Origin of the sequence: Mycobacterium simiae, from assembly GCF_008370645.1 — a bacterium.
Lineage (GTDB): Bacteria > Actinomycetota > Actinomycetes > Mycobacteriales > Mycobacteriaceae > Mycobacterium > Mycobacterium simiae_A.
The window spans coordinates 1-1,664 of the sequence record NZ_VTZN01000371.1 but is presented as its reverse complement, the minus strand read 5'-3'; the positions used below and the strand labels follow the sequence as shown (position 1 = coordinate 1,664).

General features: G+C 67.7%; 4 protein-coding genes. All 4 read right to left on the bottom strand.

What is annotated here, in order from left to right:
- Positions 1-207, bottom strand: a 207-nt coding sequence (locus F0Q45_RS25865; protein ID WP_149656575.1) for a hypothetical protein, incomplete at its 3' end; no start/stop codon positions are given.
- Positions 204-1,067: a hypothetical protein gene (locus F0Q45_RS25860; RefSeq protein WP_149656574.1), complete on the bottom strand. Its 864-nt coding sequence runs from the start codon at positions 1,065-1,067 to the stop codon at positions 204-206. The genes F0Q45_RS25860 and F0Q45_RS25865, both read right to left, overlap by 4 nt.
- Complete coding sequence (locus tag F0Q45_RS25855; RefSeq protein ID WP_149656573.1) at positions 1,060-1,452, bottom strand: helix-turn-helix domain-containing protein; 393 nt, start codon at positions 1,450-1,452, stop codon at positions 1,060-1,062. The genes F0Q45_RS25860 and F0Q45_RS25855 overlap by 8 nt, the downstream gene beginning before the upstream one ends.
- Positions 1,449-1,664 (bottom strand): hypothetical protein (locus F0Q45_RS25850; protein ID WP_306439475.1); only part of this gene is annotated, 216 nt, incomplete at its 5' end. The genes F0Q45_RS25855 and F0Q45_RS25850, both read right to left, overlap by 4 nt.

Genomic DNA, 1,664 nt, shown 5'->3' with positions numbered 1-1,664 from the left:
TTTCTCCAGTGCGGCGAGCAATGCGCGGTTGCGGTCGCGCAGCTGCTTGCGCGCCTCAAGGGGCGTGTGGGGGGTGGCGCGGATGGCCAGTCGGCCAGCGGAGTTGAACAGCGTGCGCAACTCGCCCTTGGCTACCAGGTCGGCGATGGTTGCGGCCGGTAGCCCGGTGTGCCGGGCCAGGCTGACTACGGCGTCTCTGATCATCATGCGCTCCACTCCTCGCGCTGGCTGTCGTGGCGGACAAGGCGGCGGCCAACCCGGTGCAGCACGCCGGGCTGGTCGCTGTCGTGTGGGTCGTAGACCACTTTCTGATGGCCGCCCTTGGGGCCGGGCTCGTATTTCACGATGAACGGCTCGGGCTGTGCGTAGGGCTGCAGCGCCTCCGGCTTGGCGTGCGCCCGGATCTCGGCGCTCAGCTTGTGCAACGCGGCCCAGCGCCCGCACCGGCCGGTGGCCTGCCAGGCTTCCCAGACCCGGCGGCGGTGCAACGCGCCGGGATTGGTGACCAGCGGCAACCGCCAGGTGTCGGCGTCGGTCAGCGGGCTGGCGACCTCGGCGGGTGCCCCGGTCAGGGTGGCCGCCGCGTACAGCACTGGGGTCAAACCGTCTAACTCGACAGCGAGAACCGCCGCACTCAACCAGGCTTGGCGCTGCGACTCCGGGCAGTACACGATCTCCTCGGAGCCAAGGTCAGGATCGGCAACCTTGGCCGCTGCGATGAACTTGGCGGCCACCGCATCGAACTCCTTGGCTACGGCCCGGTATGCCCTGGCGGCCGTCGGCGCGACCAAGCGCAACAACTCGCTGTGCACAGCACTCCTGACCACGGCCGTCACATTGTGCTCATGCTCGGGGTAGTGCTCGGCCAACGCCGCGGCACGCAAGACGTCAACGTCGGCTCCGCTCGGTCTCACGATTTCGGCGGCCAGCCGGGCCGTGCACGGGTGTTGCGTCGACAAGAACGCCTCGAACCGCGCCCGCAATGCAGACCACTCACGCGGCGGCGCAATACCATGGGCGGCAACGACATCCACCGCGGCGATATGGGAGTAGAACGGGTCAGTCACAGGATTTTCCTTCCAGGTGTTCGCGGAGAGCTTGTTCGTCGACAAGCCAACGGCCACCGATCAATCGGCCACCCAATCGTGGTGCAAGCCTTTGCGTCTGGCGCCTAGACAAGCCCAACGCAGCGGCAGCCTGCTCGACGGTCACTGTTGGCGTTGTCTGCGGATAATGTTGCAGCACAGCCGATTGCGCGACGTCGTTTTGTCGCGTCACGGACAGGGCGGCGTTGAGGGCTTGCGCAAGCTCTTGATAGGCGCGGCTGGTCGGCAATCCGTTGGCACGCCTGGCACGCTCAGCGATCAGCACTGCATCACGAGCGACGCGCAGCATATGGCCGGACAGGATGACGGCACAGCCGTTGATGACCGTGAGGCCGTCGCCGCTCACCAGGACTCCCAGAGTCGCCCGGCGACGACGCCGGCCGGGCGATGCTTGGGGGACAGTGAGTCGACCCAGCGGCGGCATCCGGCCAGAGCCGGGCAGGTGCGGCACAGTTGCAGCGCGGCGGCCTCAGTGTGGTCGCGGTCGGGGTCGTTGTCGGGTCGCGGATCAAACAGATCCCAACGGCCTACACAGGCCGCACCGGGCAGCCGCGGGAT